Origin of the sequence: Metapseudomonas otitidis (assembly GCF_011397855.1) — a bacterium.
Classification (GTDB): Bacteria; Pseudomonadota; Gammaproteobacteria; order Pseudomonadales; family Pseudomonadaceae; genus Metapseudomonas; species Metapseudomonas otitidis.
The window spans coordinates 4,425,307-4,447,244 of record NZ_AP022642.1 but is presented as its reverse complement, the minus strand read 5'-3'; the positions used below and the strand labels follow the sequence as shown (position 1 = coordinate 4,447,244).

General features: G+C 68.1%; 21 protein-coding genes and 1 riboswitch. Of the genes, 19 read left to right on the top strand and 2 right to left on the bottom strand.

The window, feature by feature from the left end; all coding sequences use genetic code 11:
• The first annotated feature begins 34 nt into the window (after positions 1 to 34).
• The 15 genes from PotMrB4_RS20465 (at position 35) to PotMrB4_RS20395 (ending at position 15,426) form a co-directional block, all read left to right on the top strand.
• Positions 35 to 712, top strand: a complete 678-nt coding sequence (locus tag PotMrB4_RS20465) for a response regulator (RefSeq protein ID WP_044412495.1) — start codon at positions 35 to 37, stop codon at positions 710 to 712.
• Complete coding sequence (locus PotMrB4_RS20460) at positions 709 to 2,073, top strand: ATP-binding protein (RefSeq protein WP_142015635.1); 1,365 nt, start codon at positions 709 to 711, stop codon at positions 2,071 to 2,073. The genes PotMrB4_RS20465 and PotMrB4_RS20460 overlap by 4 nt, the downstream gene beginning before the upstream one ends.
• A 110-nt stretch (positions 2,074 to 2,183) precedes the next feature.
• Positions 2,184 to 2,597, top strand: a complete 414-nt coding sequence (locus PotMrB4_RS20455; protein ID WP_044412490.1) for a VOC family protein — start codon at positions 2,184 to 2,186, stop codon at positions 2,595 to 2,597.
• Between the two features lie 55 nt (positions 2,598 to 2,652).
• A riboswitch (cobalamin riboswitch) is annotated at positions 2,653 to 2,866 on the top strand.
• A gap of 92 nt (positions 2,867 to 2,958) precedes the next feature.
• Positions 2,959 to 4,791 (top strand): TonB-dependent vitamin B12 receptor, encoded by a 1,833-nt coding sequence (gene btuB / locus PotMrB4_RS20450; protein ID WP_172435130.1) that lies wholly within the window; start codon positions 2,959 to 2,961, stop codon positions 4,789 to 4,791.
• A 114-nt stretch (positions 4,792 to 4,905) separates the two neighbouring features.
• Entirely contained in the window at positions 4,906 to 5,517 is a 612-nt protein-coding gene (cobO, locus tag PotMrB4_RS20445) for a cob(I)yrinic acid a,c-diamide adenosyltransferase (protein WP_069559716.1), read from the top strand.
• Positions 5,517 to 6,806 carry a cobyrinate a,c-diamide synthase gene (locus PotMrB4_RS20440; RefSeq protein WP_172434340.1) on the top strand — a complete coding sequence of 430 codons (1,290 nt, stop codon included), beginning with the start codon at positions 5,517 to 5,519 and terminating at the stop codon, positions 6,804 to 6,806. Before cobO ends, PotMrB4_RS20440 begins: the two co-directional genes overlap by 1 nt.
• On the top strand, positions 6,803 to 7,453 hold the full coding sequence (gene bluB, locus PotMrB4_RS20435; RefSeq protein ID WP_172434339.1) for a 5,6-dimethylbenzimidazole synthase: 651 nt from the start codon (positions 6,803 to 6,805) through the stop codon (positions 7,451 to 7,453). The genes PotMrB4_RS20440 and bluB overlap by 4 nt, the downstream gene beginning before the upstream one ends.
• Complete coding sequence (gene cbiB, locus PotMrB4_RS20430; RefSeq protein WP_172434338.1) at positions 7,450 to 8,358, top strand: adenosylcobinamide-phosphate synthase CbiB; 909 nt, start codon at positions 7,450 to 7,452, stop codon at positions 8,356 to 8,358. The genes bluB and cbiB overlap by 4 nt, the downstream gene beginning before the upstream one ends.
• Entirely contained in the window at positions 8,351 to 9,343 is a 993-nt protein-coding gene (gene cobD, locus PotMrB4_RS20425; RefSeq protein WP_172434337.1) for a threonine-phosphate decarboxylase CobD, read from the top strand. Before cbiB ends, cobD begins: the two co-directional genes overlap by 8 nt.
• Complete coding sequence (locus PotMrB4_RS20420) at positions 9,340 to 10,806, top strand: cobyric acid synthase (protein ID WP_172434336.1); 1,467 nt, start codon at positions 9,340 to 9,342, stop codon at positions 10,804 to 10,806. The genes cobD and PotMrB4_RS20420 overlap by 4 nt, the downstream gene beginning before the upstream one ends.
• Positions 10,799 to 11,317 carry a bifunctional adenosylcobinamide kinase/adenosylcobinamide-phosphate guanylyltransferase gene (cobU, locus tag PotMrB4_RS20415; protein ID WP_069564179.1) on the top strand — a complete coding sequence of 173 codons (519 nt, stop codon included), beginning with the start codon at positions 10,799 to 10,801 and terminating at the stop codon, positions 11,315 to 11,317. Before PotMrB4_RS20420 ends, cobU begins: the two co-directional genes overlap by 8 nt.
• On the top strand, positions 11,317 to 12,375 hold the full coding sequence (cobT, locus tag PotMrB4_RS20410; protein ID WP_172434335.1) for a nicotinate-nucleotide--dimethylbenzimidazole phosphoribosyltransferase: 1,059 nt from the start codon (positions 11,317 to 11,319) through the stop codon (positions 12,373 to 12,375). Before cobU ends, cobT begins: the two co-directional genes overlap by 1 nt.
• A complete protein-coding gene (gene cobC, locus PotMrB4_RS20405) occupies positions 12,372 to 12,917 on the top strand; it encodes an alpha-ribazole phosphatase family protein (protein ID WP_172434334.1) in 546 nt (181 codons plus the stop codon). The genes cobT and cobC overlap by 4 nt, the downstream gene beginning before the upstream one ends.
• Positions 12,914 to 13,648, top strand: a complete 735-nt coding sequence (locus PotMrB4_RS20400; RefSeq protein ID WP_172434333.1) for an adenosylcobinamide-GDP ribazoletransferase — start codon at positions 12,914 to 12,916, stop codon at positions 13,646 to 13,648. Before cobC ends, PotMrB4_RS20400 begins: the two co-directional genes overlap by 4 nt.
• A 494-nt stretch (positions 13,649 to 14,142) precedes the next feature.
• Positions 14,143 to 15,426, top strand: a complete 1,284-nt coding sequence (locus tag PotMrB4_RS20395) for a Wzz/FepE/Etk N-terminal domain-containing protein (RefSeq protein WP_172434332.1) — start codon at positions 14,143 to 14,145, stop codon at positions 15,424 to 15,426.
• A 302-nt stretch (positions 15,427 to 15,728) separates the two neighbouring features.
• Here the strand turns inward: PotMrB4_RS20395 and sph are convergent, their stop codons facing one another.
• Both sph and PotMrB4_RS20385 read right to left on the bottom strand, forming a co-directional pair.
• Positions 15,729 to 17,279 (bottom strand): sphingomyelin phosphodiesterase, encoded by a 1,551-nt coding sequence (gene sph / locus PotMrB4_RS20390; RefSeq protein WP_172434331.1) that lies wholly within the window; start codon positions 17,277 to 17,279, stop codon positions 15,729 to 15,731.
• 199 nt (positions 17,280 to 17,478) lie between these two features.
• Complete coding sequence (locus tag PotMrB4_RS20385) at positions 17,479 to 19,299, bottom strand: acyl-CoA dehydrogenase C-terminal domain-containing protein (protein ID WP_074970074.1); 1,821 nt, start codon at positions 19,297 to 19,299, stop codon at positions 17,479 to 17,481.
• Positions 19,300 to 19,461: 162 nt separating this feature from the next.
• Between PotMrB4_RS20385 and PotMrB4_RS20380 the strand changes: the two genes are divergently transcribed.
• From PotMrB4_RS20380 to PotMrB4_RS20370, 4 genes are all read left to right on the top strand, one after another.
• A complete protein-coding gene (locus PotMrB4_RS20380; protein ID WP_044412450.1) occupies positions 19,462 to 19,875 on the top strand; it encodes a MarR family winged helix-turn-helix transcriptional regulator in 414 nt (137 codons plus the stop codon).
• A gap of 52 nt (positions 19,876 to 19,927) precedes the next feature.
• A complete protein-coding gene (locus PotMrB4_RS20375; RefSeq protein ID WP_139233616.1) occupies positions 19,928 to 21,118 on the top strand; it encodes an MFS transporter in 1,191 nt (396 codons plus the stop codon).
• A complete protein-coding gene (locus PotMrB4_RS28425; RefSeq protein ID WP_260845423.1) occupies positions 21,115 to 21,237 on the top strand; it encodes a hypothetical protein in 123 nt (40 codons plus the stop codon). The genes PotMrB4_RS20375 and PotMrB4_RS28425 overlap by 4 nt, the downstream gene beginning before the upstream one ends.
• Positions 21,238 to 21,308: 71 nt before the next feature.
• The gene (locus tag PotMrB4_RS20370) at positions 21,309 to 21,857 is read left to right on the top strand and encodes a glutathione peroxidase (RefSeq protein WP_074970080.1); all 549 of its coding nucleotides are present in this window, start codon (positions 21,309 to 21,311) and stop codon (positions 21,855 to 21,857) included.
• Positions 21,858 to 21,938: the final 81 nt, after the last annotated feature.

Below are 21,938 nucleotides of genomic sequence, written 5' to 3'. Positions count from 1 at the left end.
GGGCACCTGCCCGGCCCTCTTCATGGAGACGCTGATGAAACTGCTGGTCGTGGAAGATGAGGCGCTGCTGCGCCACCACCTCTACACCCGCCTGGGCGAGCAGGGCCACGTGGTGGACGCTGTCGCCGATGCCGAGGAGGCGCTGTACCGCGCCGAGGAGTATCACCACGACCTGGCCGTGGTGGACCTGGGCCTGCCCGGCATGAGCGGGCTCGACCTGATCCGCCAGCTGCGCAGCCGCGACAAGACCTTCCCCATCCTCATCCTCACCGCCCGTGGCAACTGGCAGGACAAGGTGGAAGGCCTGGCCGCCGGCGCCGACGACTACGTGGTCAAGCCGTTCCAGTTCGAAGAGCTGGAGGCCCGCCTCAATGCCCTGCTGCGGCGTTCGTCCGGCTTCGTCCAGTCCACCATCGAGGCCGGGCCCCTGGTGCTCGACCTGAACCGCAAGCAGGCGATGATGAACGGCGAGTCCCTTGGGCTCACCGCCTTCGAATACCGCATCCTCGAATACCTCATGCGCCACCACCAGCAGGTGGTCGCCAAGGAGCGGCTGATGGAGCAGCTCTACCCGGACGACGACGAGCGCGACCCCAACGTCATCGAAGTGCTGGTCGGCCGGCTGCGGCGCAAGCTCGAAGGCGACAACGGCTTCCGCCCCATCGACACGGTGCGCGGCCAGGGCTACCTGTTCACCGAGCGCTGCCGATGAGGCGACACCCCCTGGCGGGGTTCTCCCTGCGCCTGCGGTTGATGCTCGGCGCCGCCGGCCTGGCGGTGCTGTTCATGCTGGCGCTGCTGCCGGTGCTCAGCAAAGCCTTCGACACCGCCATGGAGCAGGCCATCGAGAAGCGCCTCGCGGCCGATGCCAGCGCGCTGATCGCTGCCGCCCGCATCGTCGACGGCAAGCTCGACATGCCCGACAAGCTCCCCGACGAGGAATTCGACAACCTCGACGCCCACCAGCTCGGCTTCATCTACGACAGCGACGGCCGCCTGATCTGGCAGTCGCGCTCCTCTCAGGACGAGAGCGTCCACTACATGCCGCGCTACGACGGACGTGGCCACGAGTTCACCCAGATCCACGACGATCGCGGCCGGCGCTTCTTCGTCTACGACGTCGAGATCGACCTGCTGCGCGACCAGGCCGCTGCCTTCAGCATCGTCACCATGCAACCGATGAGCGACTACCAGGTGATGCACGACGGCTTCCTCCAGCAGCTCTACTTCTGGCTCGGCACGGCCCTGCTGGTGCTGCTGGTGATGCTCTGGTTCGGCCTCACCTGGGGCTTTCGCAGCCTGCGCCGCCTCAGTGAGGAGCTGGACCAGGTGGAGTCCGGCACCCGCGATGCCCTGAGCGACGCCCACCCCCGCGAGCTGCTGCGCCTGACCAAGTCCCTCAACCGCCTGCTGGACAGCGAACGCCGCCAGCGCGAGCGCTACCGCCATTCCCTCGACGACCTGGCCCACAGCCTCAAGACGCCGCTCTCGGTGCTGCAGGGCGTCAGCGAGACCATCGCCACCCGCCCTGGCGACACCGAACCGGCGCGGGTGTTGCGCAACCAGATCGAACGCATGAGCCAGCAGATCGGCTACCAGCTGCAACGGGCCACCCTGCGCAAGAGCGGCCTGGTGCGCCACCGGGTGCAGCTCGCCCCGCTGCTGGACACCCTCTGCGACGCCCTCGACAAGGTCTATCGCGACAAGCGGGTCAGGGTCCTGCGGGACTTCGACCCGAACCTGCAGGTGCCCGTGGAGCAGGGCGCCTTGCTGGAGATGCTCGGCAACCTGCTGGAGAACGCCTACCGGCTGTGCCTCGGCACCGTGCGGGTCAGCGCCCGAGAGCACGAGGCCAGTTGCGAGCTGGTGGTGGAGGACGACGGCCCCGGCGTACCCCCGGACCAGCGCGCGCGCATCCTCCAGCGCGGCGAGCGGGCCGACGCCCAGCACCCGGGGCAGGGCATCGGCACTGCCGTGGTGCTGGACATCGTCGAGAGCTTCGAGGGCGAACTGGCCCTGGGCGACTCGCCCCTGGGCGGCGCCGAGTTCCGCATCCGCCTGCCCCGGAACTGAGCGGCGCACCGACGCCGTTCGCCGGACGGTCATCGACAATCCGGCGGATCGGCGGAGCATGAGGGGGCCGCCACGGAGCGTGGCGGAACCCCACAGGGAGGAACCCCCTCATGCGCATCAATGCCTACCTGATCTTCCCCGGCACCTGCCGGGAGGCCTTCACCTTCTACGCCGATGTACTCGGTGGCGAACTCCGGATGATGACCTTCGGCGAAACCCCGGCCGCTGCCCACGTACCCACTGATTGCCACGGGCACATCATCCACGCCTGCCTGACCCGCGACGGCCAGTCGCTGATGGCCTCCGACAGCCTGCCCGAGCAGCCCCACGCCGGCATTCGCGGCTGCTCGGTGTCGCTCAACGTCGACAGCATTGCCGAGGCCGAGCGGGTGTTCAGCGGGCTCAGTGCCGGCGGCACCGTGCAGATGCCCCTGGAGCCCACCTTCTGGGCCGTTCGCTTCGGCATGTTCGAAGACCGTTTCGGCGTGCCCTGGATGGTCAACTGCGAGAAGGACGGCGCCTGAACCCTCCCGTCCGGCGCGGCGCGGGCTCGATTGACCCTGTCCCGCCGCGCCACTAAGCTGCGCGCCTGCACCAGGTGCCCCACGGCTTTTGGCCGGTGGGGTGAAACAGGGAAGCCGGTCCATTCCATCAAGAATCCGGCGCTGCCCCCGCAACGGTAGGCGAGTCAACCACCGCATCCAGCCACTGTGCCCACGCATGGGAAGGCGCGGTCGGGGAACCCCAGGTTCCGCTCGCAAGCCCGGAGACCGGCCCGGTGCGAGCGAGCATGGCCACGGCCATGCATCCATCCCTGGAGTCGCGCGGGTGGCGCGACGGAGACCCCACATGCAGTCCCCCGTATCCCGGGCATCCGCCACATGGATGCTGCTCGGCCTCGGTGCCGTTCTGCCGGCCCATGGCGAGCCCCTCGAACTGGCGCCCCAGAGCGTCACCGCCACGCGCACCTCGCAGCCAGTGCGCGCCAGCCTGGCCGCCACCACCGTCATCGACCGCGACGCCATCGAGCGCAGCCAGGCCCACTCGGTGCCCGAGCTGCTGCGCCAGGTGCCCGGCGTCACCCTCAGCAACAACGGCGGCCCCGGCAAGAACACCACGCTGTTCATGCGCGGCGCCGAGTCCGACCACGTGCTGGTGCTGGTGGACGGGGTGAAGATCGGCGCGGCCAGCAACGGCCTGGCTGCCTTCCAGGACCTGCCGGTGGAGTTGATCGAGCGCATCGAGGTGGTCCGTGGCCCGCGCTCCAGCCTCTACGGCTCCGAAGCCATCGGCGGAGTGATCCAGATCTTCACCCGCCAGGGCAGCGGCGACGGCACCGCCAAGCCCTGGTTCTCCGCCGGCTACGGCACCCACGACAGCTACCAGGGCAGTGCCGGCGTCAGCGGCGGCGGCGAGCAGGGCTGGTACAGCCTGGGCATGAGCAGCCAGGACAGCGACGGCATCGACGCCACCCGCGCGCGCAGCAGCTACCACGAGGGCGACGCCGACGGCTACCGCAACCTCTCCGGCAACCTGCGCGCCGGCTACCGCTTCGACAACGGCCTGGAACTGGATGGCACCCTGCTGCGGGCCAAGGCCCACACCGACCTGGACCTGGTGTCGCGGTCCAGCCCCGGCGGCGGCCGCAATGCCAACGCCGACAACGAGCAGCGCGTCATCGGCGGGCGCGCCCGTTTCAGCCCGGTGGAGCCCTGGGGCATCACCCTCCAGGCCGGGCGCAGCGAAGACCTGTCGCGCACCGAGGCCGGCGGGCAGTTCGACTCGCGCTTCGACACCCGCCGCGACACCGCCTCCTGGCTCAACGAATTCACCCTGGCCGAGGGCCACACCTTCAGCATCGGCCATGACTGGCAGCAGGACGAGGTGGACAGCTCCACCCGCTTCGACCGCGACTCGCGCCTCAATCGGGGCACCTTCGCCCAGTACCTGGGGGAAGCCGGCCGGCATGACTGGCAGCTCGCCCTGCGCCGCGACGACAACCAGCAGTTCGGCCGCCACGACACCGGCAGCGCCGCCTGGGGCTACGCCCTCAGCAAGGCGCTGCGCTTCAGCCTCAGCTACGGCACTGCCTTCAAGGCGCCCACCTTCAACGAGCTGTACTACCCCGACTACGGCAACCCCAGGCTCAAGGCCGAGACCTCCGAAAGCCTCGAAGCGGCGCTGAGCGGCGAACACGACTGGGGGCACTGGTCGGCCAACCTGTTCCGCACCCACGTCGACGACCTCATCGTCCACGATGCCCAGGCCGGCACCGGCCCCTTCGGCGGCCCCAACAACATCGGCAAGGCGCGCATCGACGGCGCCGAGCTGAGCCTCGGCAGCCGCTGGCTCGGCTGGGACTGGAACGCCAACCTGACCCTGCTCGACAGCGTCAACCGCGCCCACGACGGCAACCACGGCAAGCAGCTGCCACGTCGTGCCCAGCAGGTGTTCAACCTGGACCTGGACCGGCGCATCGGTGCCGTCGGCCTGGGCGCCACCCTGCACGCCGAAGGGCGGCGTTTCGACGACGTGGCCAACGACGACCGCCTGGCCGGCTTCGCCACCCTCGACCTGCGTGGCGAGTACTGGCTGAACGAGGAATGGCGCCTGCAAGCCAAGGTCAGCAACCTCTTCGCGGCTGACTACGAGACCGCCAAGGACTTCAACCAGCCCGGCCAGGCCGTCTACTTCAGCGTCCGCTACCAGGCCCTGTAACCCCTGAACATCCTTGCCGGGTGCGGCGGAAAAGCCTTCGGGCCGCCGCCGCACCCGGCGTAAACTGCGCATCCTTCCGCCGGCGCCCGCGTCGGCCCCGAACCGAGGACTCCCATGAGCGAATCCCCCGAACGCGACCAGCGCCACAAGGCGCGCATGCAGCGCAAGAAAGCCCTGATCGACGAGAAAATCGCCCAGGCCCAGGACGAGTACGGCCTGCTGCTGGTGCACACCGGCAACGGCAAGGGCAAGAGCAGCTCCGCCTTCGGCATGGTCGCCCGCGCCCTTGGCCACGGCTTCAAGGTGGGCGTGGTGCAGTTCATCAAGGGCGGCATGTCCACCGGCGAGGAGGCCTTCTTCCGCCGCTTCCCCGAAGAGGTGAGCTTCCACGTCATGGGCGAGGGCTACACCTGGGACACCCAGGACCGCCAGCGCGACATCGACAAGGCCCGCGCCGCCTGGGCCGTGGCCCGTGAGCTGCTGGACGACCCCGAGGTGGGCCTGGTGGTGCTCGACGAGCTGAACATCGCCCTCAAGCATGGCTACCTGGCGCTGGACGAGGTGCTGCGCGACATCGAGTCCCGTCCCGAGCACCAGCACGTGGTCGCCACCGGCCGGGGCGCGCCCGAGGCGCTGATCGAGGCGGCGGATACCGTCACCGAGATGAGCCTGGTCAAGCACGCCTTCAAGGCCGGGGTGAAGGCCCAGAAAGGCGTGGAGTTCTGATGACCCGCACCTGCCCCGCGCTGCTCATCGCCGCCCCCGCCTCCGGCCAGGGCAAGACCACCGTCACCGCCGCCCTGGCACGCCTGCACGCCCGCCAGGGCCGGCGCGTGCGAGTGTTCAAGTGCGGGCCGGACTTCCTCGACCCGATGATCCTCGCCCGCGCCTCCGGCCACCCTGTCTACCAGCTGGACCTGTGGATGATCGGCGAGGCCGAGAGCCGGTGCCTGCTGTGGGAAGCAGCAGGGGAAGCGGACCTGATCCTCATCGAGGGCGTCATGGGGCTGTTCGACGGCTCGCCGTCCGCCGCCGACCTGGCGCGGCACTTCGGCGTGCCGGTGCTGGGGGTGATCAACGGCGCCGCCATGGCCCAGACCTTCGGCGCCCTGGCCGTGGGCCTGGCCACCTACCAGCCGGACCTGCCGTTCGCCGGCGTGCTCGGCAACCGCGTCGGCAGCCAGCGCCACAGCGACCTGATCCGCGACAGCCTGCCGGACTGGATCCGCTGGTACGGCGCCCTGCCGCGCAGTGCCGAGGTGGAGCTGCCCAGCCGCCATCTGGGGCTGGTGCAGGCCGAGGAGCTGGCCGACCTGGACGCCCGCCTGGACGCCGCCGCCGACGCCCTGGCCGCCAGCGCCGAAGTGGCGTTGCCGCCCGCCGTGGCCTTCGCCGCGCCGGCAGCCGAACCCCTGGAGCCCTGGCTCGAGGGCGTGCGCATCGGCGTCGCCCGTGACACCTCCTTCGCCTTCCTCTACCAGGGCAACCTCGACCTGCTGCAGCGCCTGGGCGCCGAGCTGGTATTCTTCTCGCCCCTGGTGGACGCCGAGCTGCCGGCGGTGGACAGCCTCTACCTGCCCGGTGGCTACCCGGAGCTGCACCTGCCGCAGCTGGCCGGCAACCCGGCCATGGCCGCCGCCATCCGCGCCCACCACCAGGCCGGCAAGCCGATCCTCGCCGAGTGCGGCGGCATGCTCTACCTGCTGGAGGCGCTCACCGATGCCGCCGGCCAGTCCGCCGAGCTGCTGGGCCTGCTGCCCGGCCGCGCGGTGATGCAGAAGCGCCTGGCCGCCCTGGCCCTGCAGGAAGCCGCGCTGCCGGAAGGCACCCTGCGCGGGCACACCTTCCACCACTCGCTGCTGGAGTCCCCCGAGGCGCCGCTGGTGCGCGGCCTGTGCCCCAACGACAAGCCGGTGGCCGAGGCGGTGTACCGCATCGGCCGGCTGACCGCCTCGTACATCCACTTCTACCTGCCGTCCAACCCCCGGGCGGCTGCGGAGCTGCTGCGTCCATGAGCGACCACGCCTACCGCCCCGAGGACCGCGAGGCGATCTACCGGGTCATCGCCGAGCGCCGCGACATGCGCCACTTCGCCGGCGGCGAGGTGGCGCCCGAGCTGCTGGCGCGGCTGCTGGAGGCCGCCCACCAGGCGCCCAGCGTCGGCCTGATGCAGCCCTGGCGTTTCATCCGCATCCGCGACCGGGCGCTGCGCGAGGCCATCCATGGCCTGGTGGAAGCGGAGCGGGTGCGCACCGCCGAGGCCCTGGGCGAGCGTTCCGACGCATTCATGCGGCTGAAGGTGGAGGGCATCCTCGACTGCGCCGAGCTGCTGGTGGCCGGCCTGATGGACGGGCGCGAAGCCCATGTCTTCGGGCGACGCACCCTGCCGGAAATGGATATGGCTTCGCTGGCCTGCGCCATTCAGAATCTCTGGCTCGCCGCCCGCGCCGAAGGGCTGGGCATGGGCTGGGTCTCGCTGTTCGAGCCCCAGGCCCTGGCCGACCTGCTGGGCATGCCGCCCGGCAGCAAGCCCCTGGCGGTGCTCTGCCTGGGCCCGGTGGAAGCCTTCTACCCGGCGCCGATGCTGGCGCTGGAAGGCTGGGCGCAGCCGCGCCCGCTGAGTGATCTGCTGTTCGAGAACCATTGGGGACACACGCAATGAGCCTGGGCCTGACCACACTGGTCGCACTGCTGCTGGACGCCCTGTTCGGCGAGCCCCGTCGCGGCCACCCGCTGGTGCTGTTCGGCCGCTGGGCCGAGCGCCTGGAGCGTCGTTTCAATCCGGGCGGACGCGGCTGGCGCAGCCACGGCGTCAGCGCCTGGCTGCTGGCGGTGCTGCCGCCGACGGCGGTGGTCTGGCTGCTGGCCGACCTCCCCGGGCTGGGTTGGGTGGTCAGCGTGCTGGCGCTGTATGCCGCCGTCGGCCTGCGCAGCCTCAACGAACACGCCGAGCCGGTGGCCCAGGCGCTGGAGCAGGGCGACCTGGCCCGCGCGCGGGAGCGGGTCGGCTACATGGTCAGCCGCGACACCCGCGAGCTGGACGCCAGCGCCGTGGCCCGCGCCGCCACCGAGTCGGTGCTGGAGAACGGCAGCGACGCGGTGTTCGCCGCACTGTTCTGGTTCGCCGTGGCCGGTGCGCCGGGCGTGGTGCTCTACCGCCTGGCCAACACCCTCGACGCCATGTGGGGCTACCGCAATGCGCGCTTCGAACGCTTCGGCTGGGCGGCGGCGCGCATCGACGACCTCCTCAACTACATCCCCGCGCGCCTGGTGGCGCTGACCTACGCCGTGCTCGGCAAGACGGCGCTGGCCGTGCAGTGCTGGCGCCAGCAGGCGCCGCTGTGGGACAGCCCCAACGCCGGCCCGGTGATGGCCGCCGGTGCCGGCGCGCTGGGTGTGCAACTGGGCGGGCCGGCGATCTACCACGGCGAGCTGCACGAGCGGCCGCACCTGGGGGAGGGCGAGCCCGCCCGCGCCGCCGACATCCAGCGCGGCATGGACCTGGTGCGCCAGGGCGTGATGCTCTGGGTCGCCGTACTGATCGTCGGAGGGTGGCTCCTTGCTTGAACATGGCGGACGGCTGCGCCTCGCCGCGCAGCGCTATCGCATTCCCGAAGGCGACTGGCTGGACCTCTCCACCGGCATCGCCCCCTACGGCCTGACCCTGCCGCCGATCCCCGCCCAGGCCTGGGCCCGCCTGCCCGAGCGGGACGACGGCCTGGAAGACGCCGCCCGCGACTACTACGGCGCCTGCGGGCTGCTGCCGGTGGCCGGCTCCCAGGCGGCGATCCAGGCCCTGCCGCGCCTGCGCAAGCGTAGCCAGGTAGGCATCATCTCGCCGTGCTACGCCGAACATGCCGCCGCCTGGCGCCGTGAAGGCCACCGCCTCGAAGAGATCAGCGAAGCCGGCGCCCGCCGCGCCGTGGACCGCCTCGACGTGCTGCTGGTGGTCAACCCCAACAACCCCACCGGGCAACGCTTCACCCCGGACCTGCTGCTGGACTGGCACGGCCGCCTGGCCGAGCGCGGTGGCTGGCTGGTGGTGGACGAGGCGTTCATGGACGTCACCCCGGAGCAGAGCCTGGCCACTGCCAGCCACCTGCCGGGGCTGATCGTGCTGCGTTCCTTCGGCAAGTTCTTCGGCCTGGCCGGCCTGCGCCTGGGCTTCGTGCTGGCCGAGGGGCGGCTGCTGGGCGAGCTGGACGAACTGCTCGGTCCCTGGACCGTCAGCGGCCCGGCCCGCGCGCTGGCCCGGGGCCTGCTGGAAGACCGCGCCGGCCAGGCCCGGCAGCGCGAACGCCTGCTGGCCGACGGGCAGCGCCTGGAAGCCCTGCTGGCCGGCCACGGCCTGGTGCCCACCGGCGGCTGCGCGCTGTTCCAGTGGGTGGCCATGCCCCACGCCAAGGTGCTGCACGAATACCTGGCGGCGCGGGGCATCCTCACCCGGCTGTTCATCGCACCGCCCAGCCTGCGCTTCGGCCTGCCGCCGGACGAGGCCGGCTGGCGCCGCCTCGACGAGACGCTGGCCGGCTTCAACCAGGAGTTCGCATGACCACCCTCATGGTGCAGGGCACCACCTCCGACGCCGGCAAGAGCACCCTGGTGACCGCGCTGTGCCGCTGGCTCAAGCGCCAGGGCGTGGCGGTGGTGCCGTTCAAGCCGCAGAACATGGCGCTGAACAGCGCGGTGACCGCCGACGGCGGCGAGATCGGCCGCGCCCAGGCGGTACAGGCCCAGGCCTGCGGGCTGGCGCCGCACACCGACATGAACCCGGTGCTGCTCAAGCCCAACAGCGACACCGGTGCCCAGGTGATCATCCACGGGCGCGCCGTCACCTCGATGAACGCCGTGGCCTACCACGACTACAAGAAGGTCGCCCTGCAGGCGGTGCTGGCCTCCCACCAGCGTCTGCAGGCGGGCTACCAGGTGGTGATGGTGGAGGGCGCCGGCTCCCCGGCGGAGATCAACCTGCGCGCCAACGACATCGCCAACATGGGCTTCGCCGAGGCAGTGGACTGCCCGGTGATCCTCATCGCCGACATCGACCGGGGCGGCGTCTTCGCCCACCTGGTGGGCACCCTGGAGCTGCTCTCGGACAGCGAGCAGGCGCGGGTGAAGGGCTTCGTCATCAACCGTTTCCGGGGCGACATCGCCCTGCTGCAACCCGGCCTCGACTGGCTGGAGCAGCGCACCGGCAAGCCGGTGCTCGGCGTGCTGCCGTACCTCACCGACTTCCACTTGGAGGCCGAGGACGCCATCGACCGCCGCCAGGCCGACAAGACCGGCGAGGTGCTGCGGGTGGCGGTGCCGGTGCTGCCGCGCATCAGCAACCACACCGATTTCGACCCCCTGCGCCTGCACCCGCAGGTGCAGCTCACCTTCGTTGCTCCGGGGCAGCCGCTGCCACCGGCGGACCTGGTCATCCTCCCCGGCTCCAAGAGCGTGCGCGCCGACCTGGCGCGGCTGCGCGAGCACGGCTGGGACCGCGCCCTGGCCCGTCACCTGCGCTACGGCGGCAAGGTGCTGGGCATCTGCGGCGGCTACCAGATGCTCGGCCGGCGCATCGCCGATCCCCATGCCCTGGAAGGCCCGGCGGGGGAGAGCGAGGGCCTCGGCCTGCTGGAACTGGACACCGTGCTGGAGCCGGAGAAGCAACTGCGCAACGTGCGCGGCCGCCTGAGCCTGGGCGACGTGCCGGTGAGCGGCTACGAGATCCACGCCGGCGTCAGCCAGGGCCCGGCCCTGGAGCGACCCGTCGCCCAGCTGGAGGATGGCCGCTGCGACGGCGCCCTGAGCCCGGACGGCCAGGTGCTCGGCACCTACCTGCACGGCCTGTTCGAGGGCGCCGAGGCCCGCGAGGCGCTGCTGCGCTGGGCCGGCCTGGAGCAGGTGCAGGACGTGGACTACCCGGCCCTGCGCGAGCGCGACATCGAGCGCCTGGCCGATCAGGTCGAGCGCCACCTGGACACCGACCTGCTGCGCCGCCTCTGCGGCCTGGAGCCTGCCCATGGCTGAACTGATCCTCGGCGGCGCCCGTTCGGGCAAGAGCCGCCTGGCCGAACGACAGGCGGCCGACTCCGGCCTGGCGGTGGTGTACATCGCCACCAGCCAGCCGCTGGATGGCGAGATGAGCGCCCGCGTCGCCCATCACCGCGCCCGCCGGCCCGACCACTGGGGCCTGGTGGAGGAGCCCGTGGAACTGGCCCGCGTGCTGCGCGAGCACGCCAGTGCCGGCACTTGCCTGCTGGTGGACTGCCTGACCCTCTGGCTCACCAACCTGCTGATGCTGGAGGACGAGGCACGCCTGGCCGCCGAGCGCGATGCGCTGCTGGCCTGCATCGCCGAGCTGCCCGGCCGCGTGCTGCTGGTGAGCAATGAAACCGGCCTGGGGGTGGTGCCCCTGGGTGAACTGACCCGGCGCTACGTGGACGAGGCGGGCTGGCTGCACCAGGCCCTGGCCGAGCGTTGCACCCGCGTGACCTTCACCGTCGCCGGCCTGCCCATGCTGTTGAAGGGAGCTTCCTGATGAACACCGACGCCTGGTGGCTGGCCGCCTGCCAACCCGAAGACGCCTCCGCCCGCGACCTGGCCCTCACCCGGCAGGACCAGTTGACCAAGCCCCGTGGCGCCCTGGGCCGCCTGGAGGACGTGGCCGTGACCCTGGCCGCCCTGCAGGGCCGAGAGCGCCCGCGCATCGAGCGGCCCTGGTTCACCGTGTTCGCCGGTGACCACGGCGTGGTGGCCGAGGGCGTGTCGGCCTATCCCCAGGCGGTGACCGGCGAGATGCTGCGCAACTTCGTGCGCGGCGGCGCCGCCATCAGCGTGCTGGCCCGCACCCAGGGCGCACCGCTGGAACTGGTGGACCTGGGCACCGCCGTGCCCATCGAGCCACTGCCCGGTGTGCTGCACCTGAATCTCGGGCCGGGCACGGCGAACTTCGCCCAGGGCCCGGCGATGAGCGAGGCCCAGTGCCACGCCGCCCTGGCGGCCGGCCGTGACAGCGCCGAACGTGCCCGTGCCGAAGGCGCCGACCTGTACCTGGGCGGTGAGATGGGCATCGGCAACACCACCACTGCCAGCGCCCTGGCCGCCGCCCTGACTGGCACCTCCGCCACCACCCTGGCGGGCCCCGGCACCGGCCTGGACGCGGCGGGCGTGCAGCGCAAGGCCCAGGTGATCGACCAGGCCCTGGCCCTGCACCGGGCTCACTGCGAGGCCCCGCTGGAGGCCCTGCGGCGCCTGGGCGGCTTCGAGCTGGCGGCCCTGGCGGGCGCCTACCTGGCCTGTGCCCAGCGCGGCATCCCGGTGCTGGTGGACGGCTTCATCTGCAGCGTTGCCGCGCTGTGTGCCGTGCGCCTCAACCCCACGTGCCGCCCCTGGTTGCTGTTCGCCCATCGTTCGGCCGAGCCGGGCCACCTGGCGGTGCTGGAGGCGTTGGGTGCCGAGCCGCTGCTGGACCTGGGCCTGCGCCTGGGCGAGGGCAGTGGTGCGGCGGTGGCCTTGCCGCTGCTGCGCCTGGCCTGCGAGCTGCACGGCGGCATGGCCACCTTCGCCGAGGCGGCCGTCTCGGACCGCCCGGCATGAGCCGGGTCATCGACCTGCTGCGCCATGGCGAGACGGAGCGCGGGGGTGGCTTTCGCGGCAGCCTCGACGATGCCCTGACCGCCACCGGCTGGACGCAGATGCGGGCGGCCGTGGAAGGCGCCGGGCCCTGGACGCGGATCGTCAGCTCGCCGCTGCAGCGCTGCGCCACCTTCGCCCGTGAGCTGGCGGAGCGGCTGGCGCTGCCCCTGGCCTTCGACGAGGACCTGCGCGAGCTGCACTTCGGTGACTGGGAGGGGCGCAGCGCGGCCGAGCTGATGGAAACCGACGCCGACGGGCTCGGTGCCTTCTGGAACGATCCCTATGCCTTCACCCCGCCCAACGGCGAGCCGCTGGAGGCCTTCGAGGCACGGGTGCTGGCGGCCCGCCAGCGGCTGCTGGAGGGCGGCGATGGGCCGGTGCTGGTGGTCAGCCATGGCGGGGTGATCCGCCTGTTGCTGGCGCAGGCCCTGGGCTTGCCTCGGCAGCAACTGATGAGCGTCGAAGTGCCCCACGCCTCGCTGCAACGGATCGTGCTTCCATGACGCCGTTGCTGATTGCCCTGCAGTTCCTCACCCGCCTGCCGGTGCGCCTGCCGGGCATGCCCGAGCCGCAGCAGATCGGTCGCTCGCTGCTGTTCTACCCGCTGGTGGGCGTGCTGCTCGGCCTGTTGCTGCTCGGCCTGGAGTGGCTGCTGGGGGATACCGCGCTGCTGCTCAAGGCGGCGCTGCTGCTGGCCGCCTGGGTGGCCTTGAGCGGTGGCCTGCACCTGGATGGCCTGGCCGATACGGCGGACGCCTGGGTCGGCGGCTACGGCGACCGCGAGCGCACTCTGGCGATCATGAAGGACCCGCGCAGCGGCCCCATCGCGGTGGTGGTGCTGGTGTTGGTGTTGCTGCTGAAGTTCGCCGCGCTGGTGGCGTTGCTGGAGCAGGGCCCCATCGCTGCGCTGCTGCTGGCGCCCTGGCTGGCGCGCGGCCTGCTGCCGCTGCTGTTCATGACCACCCCCTACGTGCGCCCGGGCGGCCTGGGCCAGGCCCTGGCCGAGCACCTGCCGCGCCAGACTCTGCCCTGGGTGCTGGGCGCCCACGCGCTGCTGGGCCTGGTGTTCGGCTGGGTGGCGCTGGTGTCGCTGGCGGCGGCCCTGGCCGTGTTCGCCGGGTGGCGGCGCGGCCTGATGCGCCGGCTGGGCGGCACCACTGGCGACACCGCCGGGGCGCTGGTGGAGCTGGTGGAGGTGGGGGTGCTGGTCGTAGTGGTTTTCAAAGCCCACTGATACTGCTAATCAATCATGTACCTCCCCTCTAAGGTAGCTCCATTTGTTGAGGATCTTAGATGCAATTTTGTACCATCCCGACCTTGCCCTTTTGGGTGCCTTATAGCATGTGTCGACTGACGGTGTTTGAGTAGGGTAGTACTGCTTTTTCTAGTCAGAGGAGTACAAACACACACCAAAGATTATTGCGAAAATAAACTTCAAATCTATCGATTTAGTCTGTGTTAAAGTGCTAGCGCCCAGTGCCCTGAGTAAGGCTTGGCTATGGTCTTTCGGAGTCAAGATGTTCACACCGTTTCCATCCTCTCACTGCCTTTACAGGGCAGGGTTTTGCTTTGCGCTCAGGTGCTAAGCAGAAATAATTTCCAGCGGTGGTCTTGTTCCTTGGGTGCTTTGCTTTTTAATGGCATGGTTTAGGTAATGAGGGTCAAATTTTGTAAGGGCCCCTGAGCCGGAACTCCGCTCTTTCTAGTTGCGCTTCGTGGAAATTAAGAATGAATCATCCGATATTTAGATCCGAGAAAACCAATGGTGAGGTGGATTTGCTTGTTTTGTTTCAGGATTTATGGAGGCAGAAGTTAATTGCTTTTGCTGTGGCTGTTATAATAACTATTATAGCTTCTATTTATGTATTTGTTGTGACGCCTTACTATAAGGCTGAAAGTGTGGTTCGATTGGCATCTTTGAAAGATTTAGATGAATTGAATAATTCGAAATTGTATACGTTGACACCGGAAGAGGCGTTGCGCAATGTTGGTGATGCGCTTGAGTCTTATAGTCTTCGTATGAAATATTTTCAGGCCAATCCCGATCTGTTCAAATCCCTTAGGCAAGACGATGAGCCGCTGGAGCGCTCTATGGAACGCTTTAGCCGCGAAGGTCTGTCAATGTTTAGCGCCGATCCAAAAAAGGGGAGCGATGCGAGTCCGTTTAAGGGCGTCAGTTTGGTTTATCCAGAGGGTTTAAACGGAGTTGCTATCGTTAATGGTCTAGTACTTGCCGCTATTGAGCAAGAGCGCCAGCGTGTTCAAGATGATTTTGAGGTTGTTCTTAATAATCGTTTGTCGCAGTTGCAACGTAAAATTTCAACTGAGAGAGCACGTTACGAAGCAGATAAAGAATCACGTATTGCTTCTCTAACTGAAGCTGATCAATTGCGGCGAAGTCAGTTGAAAGATGAGTTGAGGGTCTTGCGGCAGGAATTGAAGCTACGCCGTCAGAATCGTATTAAACAGCTGGATGAGGCTATTCAGATTGCTGAAAAGCTTGGTATTTCCAAGCCGACAACACCCTCTGCTTTGGGCGAAAATTCCCGTGAAGTGCGGGGTAGTGTAATCCGTACCGAGGTGAATAATCAGCAGTTTCCCTTGTACTTTATGGGCAGCGAGGCGCTGAAATCAGAACGCTCGGTTCTTCAAGCTCGTCGCTCGGATGATTTCATTGAGCCGCGTATTGCTGAGATCCAAAAGGAGCTTAGCCTTCTGCAGAATAATCGCCAGATTGATATCCTAAAACAGCGAAATAATGAGGAGCTATTTTTTGAGAATCTCGTAAAGCTGCGTGGCGAACAAGCGCGGCTCGAAGGGCTTAAAGTCGATCTTTCTAAGTTACAGATAGTACGAGTAGATCAACCTGCAACGGAACCTCAGCAGCCTGAAAAGCCAAGAAAAATCCTAATCATCTCTATGGCGTTTTTATTTGGTTTGATGTTTGGTGGTATTGTCGCTATTTTTAGAGTCATGGTGTTACGCCAAGGGCGCAGTTTGAGCATGTCGTAAGAATTCTTAGGTTTTTAGTAGAAGAAAAGCCAGTTAGTGATAAGTGGTTTTTCTTCGTTTAGGGAAGGCTTTAGAAGTTCCGATTGTGTTCTGGTGCTTTTATTGTTGGTTTGAATTTTCTCTGTACGGTGTAGCGGCTGCTAAGCTTTTCTTTCGTGTCATTTCTTACGTTCTAGTTTGTGGAATTGTCCTAGTGACGGATGTGCGGGCATGCGCTGTTCCCAGTCTTTACATAGGTCGCAAGTTCCGTACTTCACTATCGCTGCGATCTGTTCCCCACCTACGCTGCAATGCACGTTGGTTCAGAAACGCAGCTTGCTGCGCCAGTCCTCATGGACGGCGGTGGGGGCTACTTCCACACGGAAGCGGCTGCCGTCCTGGGCGTTGCCCCAGAGGAACAGGTGGTCCTTCCAGGCGCCGTCGGGCCAGATCTTCAGGTAGTAGTCGTGGCCGGGCAGGGGGCGTTGCCCGCTGTAGTCGATGAAGGCCACCTGGTCGCCGTCCTTCAGGCACTGCCCCTGGTCGTTGTCGATCTGCACGCGCAGGTGCCGCGAGGGCTTGCCGGCGGCGGGGTAGTAGCCCCATTTGCCGGCACCGTGTTCGTACCAGGTGAGGAAGTAGCCGGGGTAGGCGCGGGATTCCAGGGTGACGTAGTCGCCGTTGCGTACGCAGAAGCTGGCGAAGTGGTCCCAGGCATTGAGGCTGAAGGTGCTGGCGTCGTCGCGGCCGTTGCCGGTGACGGTGACCCAGTTGGTGGCCTTTGCCCCGGTGCGCAAGGCGTTGCCGTTGTCCAGGCTGCGCAGCACCACGCGGGCGTAGCGGTTGTCGGTGGGCTTGTAGGCCTGCTGCGGAGTGCGCAGCGGGTCGGCGTAGGTGAAGGCGGCCACCGGGTAGTGGTCGGAGTAGTCCTGGTAGTACCAGGTGTTGACGCCGTCGCTGGCGCTCCAGCGCGGGGAGGGGATGTCCAGCGCCTGGTTGTGCCAGTAGGACACCTGGCCGTGGCGGTTGGAGACCAGGATGTAGTCGAGGTACTCCGGCGGGTTGCTCGGCGCCTTGCCGGGGCCGTTGTCCTTGTAGGGGTACTGGTAGCCGGTGACGCCGTTGCGCCGGGTGTCGAAGGTGGCGGAGGCACCGGCGTAGCTGTCGGGCTCGCGCAGGTCCAGCTGGGCCAGCATGTGCGGGTATTCGTCGCTGCCGCGGATGACGTTGAGGTCGCCGCCGATGAACAGCACTTCGTTGGCGGGGATGTTTTCGCGGTCGATGAAGGCGCGCATTTCCCTGAACTGGCTTTCCCGCACGGCACGGCCTCCATCCGGGCAGGCGCTGTCGGCGGCCTGGGTGTGGGTGGCGATGACGTGGAAGGGGCGCTCGCCGCGCAGCACCTTGACGTAGACGAAGCCCTTGTTGGCCAGCCGGTCGGCGCCACAGGCATCGCGGTAGAGGTGTTGCACCCGGCGTGCGATGGGCCAGCGGCTGACGATGGCGACGCCGCCGTCCTCGAGGTTGGCAGTGGGGTTGCCGGTGGTGGCGTCCCAGCCGGCGGTGGAGCGGCCGAGCACGGGCGTCTGGTGCGGGTAGCGGTCCTTCAGGCCGCTCAGCAGGATGTCGGAGGCGGCGTTGTCGAACAGTTCGTTGAAGATCACCAGGTCGCGCTCTTCCAGGTAGTCGGCGCGGGTCATCAGCCGGGCGCGATCCTGGTTGCTCCAGCTGAACGTGAACGGCAGCGGGGTGAGGAAGAAGGCGTTGTGGGTGAGCAGGTTGTAGGCGTCGGGCCGGGGATCGGGGGCGGCCTGGGCCTGGGTGGCGGCGAGGAAGGCGAGCAGCGCTCCGGTGATGCGGGCAGATGGGGTCATCGGCATGTCCTTGATGGGGGCTCAGGGCGGCGCGACGCTACCACCCGTTGGCGGACCGGCTAAGGCTTCGTCCGTTTCGTCCGCTGTAAGAAACATCAGCTGTATGACGGCGAGATTTCATGGGGATAGCTGAAGGCCTGGCGTCGTCTGCCCCAGGCCTCCCGCCGGGAGCGCCTGGGGCGATGCCCCACCCGGTGCCTCATTCGAAGACGAAATGCTCCCCCGGCAGGCCCATCACCGAGCCGGTGGGCTTGGTCATGGCGGCGGCGTGGCCCTTGGCGCGGGGCAGCAGGCGGTCGAAGTAGAAGTCGCTGGTGGCCAGCTTGGCGCGGTAGAAGTCCTCGGACTCGCTGCCGCCTTCACGCAGGTGGCGGCGGGCGGCGGCTTCCTGCAGGGCCCAGGCGTAGGCAAGGGCGGCGTAGCCGGCGTACATGAGGAAGTCGTGGCTGGCGGTGCCCACCAGGTCGCGGTCCTTGCGGGCGCGCAGGGCGATGCGCAGGGTCAGGACGTTCCACTGCCCGGCGAGCTTGAGCAGGGTGAGGGCGCGGCCGCGCATGGCGGGCTCCTGCTTGATCAGGTCCACGGCGAAGCGGGCCATCTGCCCGGTGAAGTCGCGCACGGCCTTGCCCTGGGTCATCAGCAGCACCTTGCGGCCGAGCAGGTCGAGGGCCTGGATGCCGGTGGTGCCTTCGTAGAGGGTGGCGATGCGGGCGTCGCGGACGATCTGCTCCATGCCGTGCTCGCGGATGTAGCCGTGGCCGCCGAACACCTGCATGCCGAGGTTGGCGCTCTCCAGGCCCAGTTCGGTGAGGCAGCCCTTGAGGATGGGGGTGAGGAAGCCGAGCTTGTCGTCCCAGTGTTCGTACTTGCCGGTGTCGTTCTGCAGGATGCCTTCGATCATGCGGTCGGCGTACTGGGTGGCGAGGTAGACCAGCGCGCGGCCGCCTTCGGCGATGGCCTTCTGGGTCAGCAGCATGCGCCGCACGTCACCGTGGTGCATCAGCACGTCGGCCACCTCGCCCGGCTCCTTGGTGCCGGAGAGGGCGCGCATGGAGCGGCGTTCGCGGGCGTAGGCGAGGGCGCCCTGGTAGGCCAGTTCGGCGGTGGCGACGCCCTGGATGGCGGTGCCGATGCGGGCGCTGTTCATGAAGGTGAACATGCATTCCAGGCCCTTGTTCGGCGGGCCGATGAGGTAGCCAGTGGCGCCGTCGAAGTTCATCACGCAGGTGGCCGAGGCCTTGATCCCCATCTTCTTCTCCAGCGCGCCGCAGCTGACGCCGTTGCGCGGGCCGAGGCCGCCGTCGGCGCCGGGGAGGAACTTGGGCACGATGAACAGGGAGATGCCGCGGGTGCCCTTGGGCGCGTCGGGCAGGCGGGCGAGGACGATGTGGATGATGTTCTCGGTGAGGTCGTGGTCCCCGGAGGAGATGAAGATCTTGGTGCCGGTGAGGGCGTAGCTGCCGTCGGCGTTGGCGTCGGCGCGGGTCTTCACCTGGCCCAGGTCGGTGCCGCACTGGGGCTCGGTGAGGCACATGGTGCCTGCCCAGCGGCCTTCGGTGAGCGGGGTGAGGTAGGTGCGTTTCTGTTCCTCGGTGCCGTGCTGCATGAGGGTGTTCATGGCGCCGAGGGAGAGGCCGGGGTACATGGAGAAGGGCCAGTTGGCGGTGCCGAGCATCTCCTGCTTGAGAGCGCCGAGGCTCATGGGCAGGCCCTGGCCGCCGTATTCCACCGGGTGCGAAAGGCCCTGCCAGCCGCCGGCGACGTAGGCGTCGTAGGCCTCCTTGTAGCCCTTGGGCGTGCGCACTTCGCCGTTCTCCAGGTGGCAGCCTTCCTCGTCGCCTGAGTGGTAGAGCGGGGCGATGACTTCCTCGCAGAGCTTCGCGCACTCGCCGAGGATGGCGTCGACCATGTCGGGGGTGGCGTCCTGGCCGTTGGCGAGGCTGCGGTAGTGGGCGGGGAAGTCGAAGACTTCGTTGAGCAGGAAACGGGTGTCGCGCAGGGGCGCCTTGTAGCTGGGCATCGGGACCTCGGCAGGCAGGTGGCAGTCGCGCCGAGTTATACGGCGCACCGGCCATGTCGGCCTTGGCAGCGGGAACGGGGGCGTCTGGCAGTTCGGACAATACCGGCCGGCGGTTGCGGTTTTCGTTGACGCTTTCCTTGATGCGGGTATATACACGCATTCATGTCGACTTCCCCCTGCCTGTGCACGCGGCTGCGCCGCGCCAGCCGCAACCTGACCCGTATCTACGACGAGGCGCTCGAATTCGCCGGGATCAACGTCGCCCAGTATTCGCTGCTGAGGAACCTGCAGCGGCTGGATCGGCCGAGCATCACCGACCTGGCGGAGGCGCTTGCGCTGGACCGCAGCACCCTGGGCCGCAACCTGAGGGTGCTGGAGGGCAAGGGCCTGGTCGGGCTGGGCGAGGGCGAGGACCAGCGCAACCGCGTGGCGTTCCTGACCGCTGAAGGCCAGGCCTGTGTCGCCTTGGCGCTGCCTGCCTGGGAGTCGGTGCAGCGACGGATGGTTGAGCGCCTGGGCGAGGGGCAGCGCGATGCGCTGATGGCCCTGCTGGGTGACGTGGAATCCCTGGACTGACTGTTTCGCGATAACGCGGGTGCCTGCCCGTAGAGGACATGCAATGAATTCGATGTGGCGCACGAGTGGCTGGGTGTTGCTGGGGGCGTCGCTGATCCTGGCGCTGTCGCTGGGCATCCGCCACGGCTTCGGCCTGTTCCTGGCCCCGATGAGCGGGGAGTTCGGCTGGGGGCGGGAGGTGTTCGCCTTTGCCATTGCGCTGCAGAACCTGATCTGGGGGCTGTCGCAGCCCTTCACCGGGGCCCTGGCCGACCGCTTCGGTGCGACGCGGGCTGTGGTGGTGGGCGGTGTGCTCTATGCGCTTGGGCTGGTGCTGATGAGCCTGTCCCATACGCCGCTGCAGCTCTCGGCCAGTGCGGGGCTGCTGATTGGCATCGGGCTGTCGGGGACATCGTTCTCGGTGATCCTCGGGGTGGTCGGGCGTGCGGTGCCGATGGAGCAGCGCAGCATGGCCATGGGCATTGCGGCGGCAGCCGGTTCGTTCGGCCAGTTCGCCATGCTGCCGGGCTCCCAGGGGTTGATCAGTTGGCTGGGCTGGTCGTCGGCGCTGCTGGCGCTGGGGCTGCTGGTGGCGTTGATCGTGCCGCTGGCGGGGATGCTCAAGGACCGTCCGTTGCCCAGCAAGGGGCCGGAGCAGAGCCTGGCCGAGGCGCTGCGCGAGGCGGCGGCGCACCGGGGGTTCTGGCTGTTGTCGCTGGGCTTCTTCGTCTGCGGGTTCCAGGTGGTGTTCATCGGCGTTCACCTGCCGGCCTACCTGGTGGACCAGCACCTGCCGGCGACCGTGGGCACTACGGTGCTGGCACTGGTGGGGCTGTTCAATGTGTTCGGCACCTACATCGCCGGCTGGCTGGGCGGGCGCCTGGCCAAGCCTCGGCTGCTGACCGTGCTGTACCTGCTGCGGGCAGTGGTGATCCTGGCCTTCCTCTATATGCCGCTGTCGGTGTGGAGCGCCTACGCCTTCGGCATGGCGATGGGGCTCTTGTGGCTGTCGACGGTGCCGCTGACCAACGGCACGGTGGCGACCCTGTTCGGGGTGCGCAACCTGTCGATGCTGGGCGGCATCGTGTTCCTCTTCCACCAGCTCGGGGCCTTCCTCGGTGGCTGGCTGGGCGGCTACCTGTACGACCACACCGGCAGCTACGAGGTGGTGTGGCAGATCTCCATCCTGCTCAGCCTGATGGCGGCCGCGCTGAACTGGCCGATCCGCGAGCAGCCGGTGGCGCGCCTGCAGGTGGCGGTGTGAGGGCGCGCCTGGCGCTGGTCGCCGTGGCGGCCCTGGTGCTGGGCCTGACCGCGCTGGCCTGGTGGGGTTGGCAGCGCGGCGGCCTGGCGCTGCTGCAGCTGAACATGAGCCTGTGCTGATTGCCGGCCGGCGGGCCCGGCGCTAGCCTTGCTGCACCGCTTGACCCGCCGCGTGCCCGAGGATGCCTGCCATGAAACGCCTGTTCGCCGTGCCCCTGCTCGCCCTGTTCACCTTGCCCGCCGTGGCGGCGGAGTGCCCACCGCTGTTGCAGCACAGCCTGCCGCAGTTGCGGGCCAAGGCGACGGTGGACCTGTGCGAGCGCTTCGCCGGCAAGCCGCTGCTGATCGTCAACACCGCCAGCCACTGCGGTTTCACCCCGCAGTTCAAGGGGCTGGAAGCGCTGTACCAGCGCTACAAGGCCGAGGGCTTCGAGGTGCTGGGCGTGCCTTCGGATGACTTCAAGCAGGAGGCGGCGAATACGGAGGAGACCGCGAAGGTCTGCTACGTGAACTACGGCGTGACCTTCACCATGACCGAGCCGCAGCACGTGACCGGTGACGAGGCGACGCCGCTCTACCGCGAGCTGATCGAGCAGTCCGGGCAGGCGCCACGCTGGAACTTCTACAAGTACGTGGTGGACCGCCAGGGCAAGGTGGTGGCGCATTTCTCCAGCCTCACCAGCCCGGATGACGAGGACCTGCAGAAGGCGATCCGCCAGGCGCTGGACAGCAAGCCCTGACCCGGCGAGGGGGCGAAAAGGCTGATCAGCCGGGAGTGTGTTTCAGAATCTTTCGGCTGGTTCCGGTTTGCGTGGCGTTCC

Coding starts and splice junctions, on each gene's coding strand:
- PotMrB4_RS20465 (WP_044412495.1), top strand. CDS start 35: ATGAAACTGCTGGTCGTGGAAGATGAGGCGCTGCTGCGCCACCACCTC.
- PotMrB4_RS20460 (WP_142015635.1), top strand. CDS start 709: ATGAGGCGACACCCCCTGGCGGGGTTCTCCCTGCGCCTGCGGTTGATG.
- PotMrB4_RS20455 (WP_044412490.1), top strand. CDS start 2,184: ATGCGCATCAATGCCTACCTGATCTTCCCCGGCACCTGCCGGGAGGCC.
- btuB (WP_172435130.1), top strand. CDS start 2,959: ATGCTGCTCGGCCTCGGTGCCGTTCTGCCGGCCCATGGCGAGCCCCTC.
- cobO (WP_069559716.1), top strand. CDS start 4,906: ATGAGCGAATCCCCCGAACGCGACCAGCGCCACAAGGCGCGCATGCAG.
- PotMrB4_RS20440 (WP_172434340.1), top strand. CDS start 5,517: ATGACCCGCACCTGCCCCGCGCTGCTCATCGCCGCCCCCGCCTCCGGC.
- bluB (WP_172434339.1), top strand. CDS start 6,803: ATGAGCGACCACGCCTACCGCCCCGAGGACCGCGAGGCGATCTACCGG.
- cbiB (WP_172434338.1), top strand. CDS start 7,450: ATGAGCCTGGGCCTGACCACACTGGTCGCACTGCTGCTGGACGCCCTG.
- PotMrB4_RS20420 (WP_172434336.1), top strand. CDS start 9,340: ATGACCACCCTCATGGTGCAGGGCACCACCTCCGACGCCGGCAAGAGC.
- cobU (WP_069564179.1), top strand. CDS start 10,799: ATGGCTGAACTGATCCTCGGCGGCGCCCGTTCGGGCAAGAGCCGCCTG.
- cobT (WP_172434335.1), top strand. CDS start 11,317: ATGAACACCGACGCCTGGTGGCTGGCCGCCTGCCAACCCGAAGACGCC.
- cobC (WP_172434334.1), top strand. CDS start 12,372: ATGAGCCGGGTCATCGACCTGCTGCGCCATGGCGAGACGGAGCGCGGG.
- PotMrB4_RS20400 (WP_172434333.1), top strand. CDS start 12,914: ATGACGCCGTTGCTGATTGCCCTGCAGTTCCTCACCCGCCTGCCGGTG.
- PotMrB4_RS20395 (WP_172434332.1), top strand. CDS start 14,143: ATGAATCATCCGATATTTAGATCCGAGAAAACCAATGGTGAGGTGGAT.
- sph (WP_172434331.1), bottom strand. CDS start 17,279: ATGACCCCATCTGCCCGCATCACCGGAGCGCTGCTCGCCTTCCTCGCC.
- PotMrB4_RS20385 (WP_074970074.1), bottom strand. CDS start 19,299: ATGCCCAGCTACAAGGCGCCCCTGCGCGACACCCGTTTCCTGCTCAAC.
- PotMrB4_RS20380 (WP_044412450.1), top strand. CDS start 19,462: ATGTCGACTTCCCCCTGCCTGTGCACGCGGCTGCGCCGCGCCAGCCGC.
- PotMrB4_RS20375 (WP_139233616.1), top strand. CDS start 19,928: ATGTGGCGCACGAGTGGCTGGGTGTTGCTGGGGGCGTCGCTGATCCTG.
- PotMrB4_RS20370 (WP_074970080.1), top strand. CDS start 21,309: ATGAAACGCCTGTTCGCCGTGCCCCTGCTCGCCCTGTTCACCTTGCCC.